The following is a 6,637-nucleotide window of genomic DNA, read 5'->3' as shown; positions in this document are numbered from 1 at the left end:
GAGCCGAAGCGGGCCTCCCCGCGGCTCAGCCCGGACGGACGAAGGCTCGCTTACCTGGCTCCCCATCACGGGGTCTTGAACGTCTGGATCCGTTCGCTGGGAGCCAAGGACGATCATCCCATCACCGCCGAAAAGGGACGCGGGATCCGCTCCTTTTTCTGGTCTCCGGACAGCCGGTCGGTCTTCTATCTCCAAGATCAGGGCGGGAACGAGAACAACCACCTTTTCCGGGTCGATCTCGCCAAAGGAACGATCATCGACCTCACCGCGTTCCCGGATGTCAAGGTCCACCTTCAGGCGGACGATCCGGCCCATCCCTCCTCGCTTCTTCTCACGCTCAACCGGAGAGATCCGAAGCTCTTCGATGTCTACGATCTCGCGCTAGCCGACAACCGGCTGAGCCTTCTTGCGGAGAATCCCGGGAATGTGATCGAATGGGGAGAGGATCATCAATATGCGATTCGAGCCCGGCTCGCGATGTTGCCGGGAGCTCGGCAGGAGGTAAGCGCGCGGGCCTCGGTCGGGGATCCCTGGAAGACGCTCGCATCCTGGGGACCCGATGAATCGGGCGGCTTGGCGGGGTTTTCCCCGGATGACCGATCGGTCTGGCTCCTTTCGACCGTAGGGGCGAATGCCGAGCGGCTCGTGCAGATCGATCCCGAAAGCGGCAAGCAGACCGTCTTGGCCGAGGACCCCCACTACGACGTGGCCGCCATCCTGACCCATCCGAAAACCTATCGCCTCGAGGCTGTCGCCTTCGAGCGGGAGAAGCTCGAGTGGCGCTTCTTCGATCCGCGGATCCGAGAGGCATTCGAATACCTCCAGAGCCAACATCCTGGAGAGGTGACGATCGCGAGCCGGGATTTCGCCGACACGACCTGGGCGGTGGCCTACTCCTCCGACGTCGACCCGGCGAGCTTCTATCTCTTTCGCCCAAGGCAAAAGGAGCTGAGCTTTCTCTTCGCCTCGAGGCCCGAGCTCGCCTCCTACCGGCTCGCTCCCATGGAGCCGATCTCTTTTCCGGCGCAGGACGGCCTTCTCCTTCACGGCTATCTCACGCTCCCCCTCGGAGCCGCAGGCCGAGTGCCGTTCGTCCTCCTGGTCCACGGCGGGCCCTGGGCGCGGGATAGCTGGGGCTTCAGTCCCCTCGTCCAGCTCTTGGCCAACCGGGGTTACGGGGTGTTGCAGGTCAACTTCCGCGGCTCCACGGGCTACGGGAAGGAGTTCGTCAACGCGGGCGACCGGGAGTGGGGCGGGAAGATGCAATCGGATCTTTTGGATGCGAAGCGTTGGGCGGTCGCGCACGGGTATGCCGATCCGGAGAAATTCGCCATCATGGGCATGAGCTACGGGGGCTACGCGACGCTGGCGGCTCTGGCCTTCGCCCCGGGGGAGTTCGCTTGCGGGGTCGAGGCGATGGGGCCTTCGAATCTGCTTACCTTGAGCAGGTCGATTCCGCCCTATTGGGAGCCGATGCGGGCGCTCTTCGAAAAGCGGCTGGGAAGTCCGGAAAAGGACGAGGCGTTCCTCCGCGAGCGCTCTCCGCTCTTCGCCGCGGAAAAGATTCGCGCCCCTCTGCTCATTGCCCAGGGGAGCAACGATGTCCGGGTCAAGCGGGCGGAGAGCGATCAGATCGTCGAGGCGATGCGGAAGCATGGGCTGCCGGTGGAATACATCCTCTTTCCGGACGAAGGGCATGGGTTGGTTCGTCCGGAGGATCGCCTCCGCTTTTTCCGTTCCGCGGAGATCTTCCTGGCAAAGCATCTCGGCGGGCGAAGCGAACCGGAAGCCGGAACGAAAGAAGCGTCCCGGTAGGAACGCCGGCTCAATACCACCACTGCCAGGAGACGGTAGCCATCCAGCCCATTCCGTATTGGACGCCGTTCCAGGATTGGTAGCAGGGGACGACGATTTGCGCCGTGAGAAAATTCCCTTGGAGGGCGCTTTCTGGCGATGTCGCGATCTTTTGGAAGCCGTCACTGGCGAATCCCGGCATCCGCAGGTTGACCCCCAATCCGACCCCGGCCCACTCTCCTCCAGTCCAGGCGGCCACGATGTCGGGCATGGCGATGAAGGGGGCGGTTCGGAGGGAGAGCTGGTCGACCGGGTTCGAACCGTGAATCCCCCCTTGGTAGTTGCCCAGACCGCTGAAGTTGAGGGAGATCGCCTCGGTGAAGTTGTAAGAGATCCAACCGTTGCCCAGGAATGAGTTCCCCCAGGCGTAGCCTTGGGAGTTGCGCCCGACGGGGACGGTGGCATAGCCTTGGACCCCCCAGCCCCAGTGGCGATCCTCACTTTGGCCCAGGTAGGTAGCCGCCGTTAGGAAGGCGGGGACGCCCAGGCCGAGCTGCATGTCGTAGGGATAGACATGATGTCCGGCCATATCGGGCATCGTCTCATCGATCGAGCCCGTCGGGACGGAGAAGCCGTAGTTGAGCTGGAGCCGGTTCCGGTGAAAATCCATGACCTTCCAAATCGCCTGGAAGTTGATGTCTCCGAGGCCGATCGCCTGCATCGACATCTCCGATCCCGGAGCCATCGGTTGGAGGGGAAGCCCATTCTTTCCCATCGCATGGCCCATGCCCATTCCGTGGTCGATCCTGCCGGGGGACATGTATCCCCCCATGGGCAGCCCGACCATGGTCATCTGTTTGTCCCAGATCGGGAACATCGCCATGAAGGTTCGGTGATCCCCATCATGAGCATCGGCATGTACTGCGCCACGAACATCGCGGTATCGCCCATCGCTACCGGCTTGCCCGCGTAGCGGACTGCGCCCAGGCCGTTGAGGTCCATGGCGTTGGCTCCCTCGTAGTAGTTGGGGCCCATGTTCATGTACATCCACCAGAAGCCGATCATCGGCTGGTACCTCCGGTGCATATGCCCGGTTCCCATGAGCGTGGCGGGTGTGTCGCTCGAAGCGATCCGGTCGCTCCAAATTTCGGGAGAGTCGAGGCTCCATTTCGAGTTTTCCCAAGGAGCGAGGACGGTGGGGGCTCTGCCGATGACAACGGTCTCCTCGGCCCGCGAGGTGGGGAGTCCTTGGGAGTCGGCCCCTGCGACGTCGGCGAAGAGCAGCGAGTTCCGGAGGGAAGACGCCGTGCCCCCCTGCGGCCAATCCGGGCTCGGGGAGGCGATTTCCGCAAGATCCCCCGCATGGCTCTTCCCGAGCGATGCGAGGAGACAGAAGAGGAGGATCCAAGGGAGCCTGGGAGCGGGAGGAGCGGACGCGAAGCCGCGAAAGCGATCGCCGCATTCCGACTGGGAGATTTTTCTCATGCGCTCCGCTATAGCGCGGAGGGGGAAGGGAGGGCCAACAACGGCGCACCCGTTGCTCGACGGTGTGGCGGAATATCTTTCGGGGACTCATTCGGCGGGGAGGAAGATGCTCTCTAGAACTTATAGGCGATCGTTCCCTGGACCCAGAAGGGCATCCCGGGCACGATGTCTTCGTAATTGAAGGTGCGGGTCCCGTTGGCCCCCATCCCGAAGGCGAGCCAGTAGGGCTCGTTGGTGAAGTTGTAGAAGTAGAGGCGGGCTTCCCAACGAGGGGTGGCGTAGAAGAGGGTCGCGTTGAGCACGAATTGGGTGGGTATCGTCGTGGTGTAGTTATAGCCCAGCGATTGCTCGCTCATGACGAGTCCGCCCAGGGTGACGCCCAAGCCGGCGTCGGTCCGGTAGGTGACCATCCCGCTGAAGACCTGATCGGGAAAGCCCAGGAAGTTGTAGATGCCCGCAGGGAAAAAGGCATTGTTGTTCAAAGGGAGATTTTGCTGCAGGGCGAGGGCGGTCGAGTAGGTCTGGTACATGGGAGGTCCGTGACCCACCGAGGTCCAGTCTTCCGTTCCATGCATGTAGGCATAGCCGAGCTTCGCCCAGAAATGGCGATCGGGCTGGTAGCTCACGCTCGCTTCGAAACCGGTGACGGTGGAGGGAGTGGCGGGACCCGCGCGGTTGTTCAGGTAGGTGTACTGGGAGAAGCCGTCGACCGAGGCGAAGAGGGTGTCCTTCAAGAGGTTGAACTTGAACCCGCCTTCGTAAAGCTCGTTGAGGAGCCGGAATTGATTGGAGGTGAAGTAGGGGGAAAATCCCCCCATATCGGCGGCGTTGACGACGTAGCCCCAGTTGTAGTCGAAGTAGGCGCTCATCCAGGGGAAGATCCGGTAGACCGGGCCGACCGTGATCAAGGGGGCGAGCTGGGTCGTGTTGAGTTGGGTGAAGAGGACGGGCGGGGTGCCCGGAGGGGTCTGGGCCGAGACGAAGTAGCCCGTGGCCCGGGCACCGATCTGGAGGGAGAGTTTTTCGGAGATCTCGACGTTGTGCTGGTAGAAGGGGGAAATCGCTCCGTAATGGCAATCGGTGCTCCCGGCCGCCAAATTCGCCGGCTCGAAGTAGTAGCCGGGAGGAGCTCCCGGAATCGGCCACTCTCCTCCGAAGGGAGCCTTCGGGTTCCCGATGCGGGCTTGGAATGCCTTGGAAAGGGTAGCGTTCCAGAGAAGCGGGTTCTGGTGGATCAAGCTGTAGCTGTTGAGGACGATGAAGGAGTCAGAGTTGTAGTCGAGGTTCTTCTGGTAGTGGAGCTCGACACCCGTATCGACGACATTGTGGAGGCGGAGTTCGCCCAGAAGCAGCTTCGCCTCGTTCGACTCGTTTTGCGAATCGGCGGGAGGAATGTCGAAGGAGAGCCGGCATTCGGTCCGGTTATCGATCTCGTAATCCCCGCGGCAGGATTCGCTGTAGAAGATCGGGTGCAGGATCCATTGATCGTCGTGATACCAGAAAAAGGTGTTGTTCACGACCTGAAGGTCTTCGTTCACCTGGACCTTCTGAACGATCTGGGCAAGGCCGGTGGTGCCGTAGCCGCCGTCGGTCGGGTTGAAGAGGACGTCGCGGCGGCTGATGCCGACCGGGGATCCGAGGTAGGTGGCGGCTCCCGGGTTGTGGAGCAGTCCGGTGGTCGCTTCCGAGGGGGGAAGGGCGCCGGGGAGATAGAGCCCGTTATCGATCAAGGACTGGGTGGGCCGATTGATCATGCCCCACATGGGCGTGTAGTCGTAGGTTCCCAGGTCCCCGTAGAAGTCGACCGTGTAGGTATCGGAGGGGTGGTAGCCCAATGCGAGATAGAAGTTCTGCTGGTCGTTGCGCTGGTACTGGTAGTAGCTGCCGTTTTCCTGTCCCATGTAGCTGAAGCGGTAGCCGAGCTTCTTTTCCTTGTCGATGGGGCCGCCGATGTCCGCACCCCACATATACTCCTGATACATCCCCGTGGTGTCCCAGACATAGCCGCGGAATTGGTCGAAATAGGGCTGCTTGGTGGTGTAGTTGACATATCCGCCGGAGACCTGGGTCGCACCATAGACCGCGTTCGAAGGGCCCTCGACCAGATCCATCGACTCCACCATGTTGTAGTTCCACGGGATGTTCTGCTCGCTGTTGTTGTTGAGCGTCTCCTCGATCCCGTTGATCAGGGTCAGGCCGTTGCGGCCGCGGATGGTGGGCGCGCTGGCGATCCCATAGTTGATCTGGGTGAGGGCCGCCGGCGCGAGCATGGCCGTGGAAAGGGGGTCCAAAAAGCCGAACTGGCCGATTCCCGCGGATTGGGCGAGCCCCCGGGAGATCGGCACGACGTTGCGGGGCGTGTCCATCACGTCCATCGGAATGCCGTAGACCGAGGAGTTGGGCTGGGCGGTCGGGAGGATGCTCTCCTCCGCTCCGACGCCCGTCACGGTAACGGAAGGGAGCCTGTAAGGTTGGTCGGCGGATCCCGCCGAGAGCGCCGGCTGCGCGGTCTTGCGGGAAGCGGGAGGAGGCGGATCGTCCCTCTCCGAGGCGGACGGACCCCCGTCGGAGGAAGGGAACGCGGCTGGCAAGGAGCAGAAGAGCCAAGAAAGAAGACCGAGCCAGGAAAGAACGGAGCGCAAAGCTCGAGGTATGTCGTTCATAAGAGTGCTCTGTAATGTTTACATTACGTATGGAAGCAGAAAGCATTCCATCCATATCGAAAAGTCAAGAATCTTAGGTGCGAGTCTGTCCGCGCTCCCGGAGCGCCTCATCCAGAGCATGCCAAGCGAGCAGGGCGCAGCCGACCCGTTGCGGGAAGCGCCGGACGCCCGCGAGGGCGGCGAGCTCTCCCGGCAGATCGTCTTCGGGCGCAGCGCCACCCGTGAGGAGGCGCTGGATCTTCGCACAGAGGGCTTGGGCTTCCTCGGCGCTCTTTCCCCGGACGGCGAGGGTAAGGAGGGAGGCGGAAGCGGTCGAGATGGCGCAGCCCGATCCGCGGAAGCGGATCGCTTCGATGCTCCCCTCGGGCGAAAGACGGAGGGTGAGCCGGATCGCGTCCCCGCAGCCGACGTTCGTCGCCGAAGCCGATCGGTCGCTCCCTGGGAGATCGCCGAAGTTCCGGGGATGGCGGGCGTGGTCGAGGATCGCCTCGCGATAGAGTTCGTCGAGTTCCATCCGGAGCGATGCCTTTCGGCTATCCGGCGAAATAGCGCCGGGCCTTTTCTACGCCTTCGACTAGCCGGTCGACCTCCTCCCGCACATTATAGAAGTAGAAGCTCGCCCGGGCGGTGGCCGCGAGCCCGAGTTTCCGGAGCAGAGGCTGGTTGCAATGGTCCCCGGCTCGCAGGGCGAGCCC

At 62.6% G+C, this 6,637-nt stretch carries 6 protein-coding genes; 1 reads left to right on the top strand and 5 read right to left on the bottom strand.

Going from position 1 to position 6,637, the window contains the following annotated elements:
- Positions 1 to 1,815, top strand: a 1,815-nt coding sequence (locus FN369_RS04825; protein ID WP_142525066.1) for a S9 family peptidase, incomplete at its 5' end; no start/stop codon positions are given.
- A gap of 10 nt (positions 1,816 to 1,825) precedes the next feature.
- Here FN369_RS04825 and FN369_RS04820 read toward each other — a convergent pair.
- The 5 genes from FN369_RS04820 to FN369_RS04805 all read right to left on the bottom strand — a co-directional run bounded on the left by FN369_RS04820 (position 1,826) and on the right by FN369_RS04805 (position 6,628).
- Complete coding sequence (locus FN369_RS04820; RefSeq protein WP_246189559.1) at positions 1,826 to 2,677, bottom strand: hypothetical protein; 852 nt, start codon at positions 2,675 to 2,677, stop codon at positions 1,826 to 1,828.
- Positions 2,644 to 3,279: a hypothetical protein gene (locus tag FN369_RS11485; RefSeq protein WP_246189558.1), complete on the bottom strand. Its 636-nt coding sequence runs from the start codon at positions 3,277 to 3,279 to the stop codon at positions 2,644 to 2,646. Before FN369_RS11485 ends, FN369_RS04820 begins: the two co-directional genes overlap by 34 nt.
- Positions 3,280 to 3,392: 113 nt before the next feature.
- Positions 3,393 to 5,942: a TonB-dependent receptor gene (locus FN369_RS04815; RefSeq protein WP_246189557.1), complete on the bottom strand. Its 2,550-nt coding sequence runs from the start codon at positions 5,940 to 5,942 to the stop codon at positions 3,393 to 3,395.
- 73 nt (positions 5,943 to 6,015) lie between these two features.
- Positions 6,016 to 6,456: a Fe-S cluster assembly sulfur transfer protein SufU gene (gene sufU / locus FN369_RS04810; RefSeq protein ID WP_142525065.1), complete on the bottom strand. Its 441-nt coding sequence runs from the start codon at positions 6,454 to 6,456 to the stop codon at positions 6,016 to 6,018.
- A gap of 19 nt (positions 6,457 to 6,475) precedes the next feature.
- Positions 6,476 to 6,628 carry an aminotransferase class V-fold PLP-dependent enzyme gene (locus FN369_RS04805; RefSeq protein WP_374728757.1) on the bottom strand — a complete coding sequence of 51 codons (153 nt, stop codon included), beginning with the start codon at positions 6,626 to 6,628 and terminating at the stop codon, positions 6,476 to 6,478.
- Positions 6,629 to 6,637 lie beyond the last annotated feature (9 nt).

The organism is Methylacidimicrobium cyclopophantes, from assembly GCF_902143385.2.
GTDB classification, from domain to species: domain Bacteria; phylum Verrucomicrobiota; class Verrucomicrobiia; order Methylacidiphilales; family Methylacidiphilaceae; genus Methylacidimicrobium; species Methylacidimicrobium cyclopophantes.
Note: the sequence above shows the minus strand (reverse complement) of the source record. Positions and strands in the feature narration are given on the sequence as shown.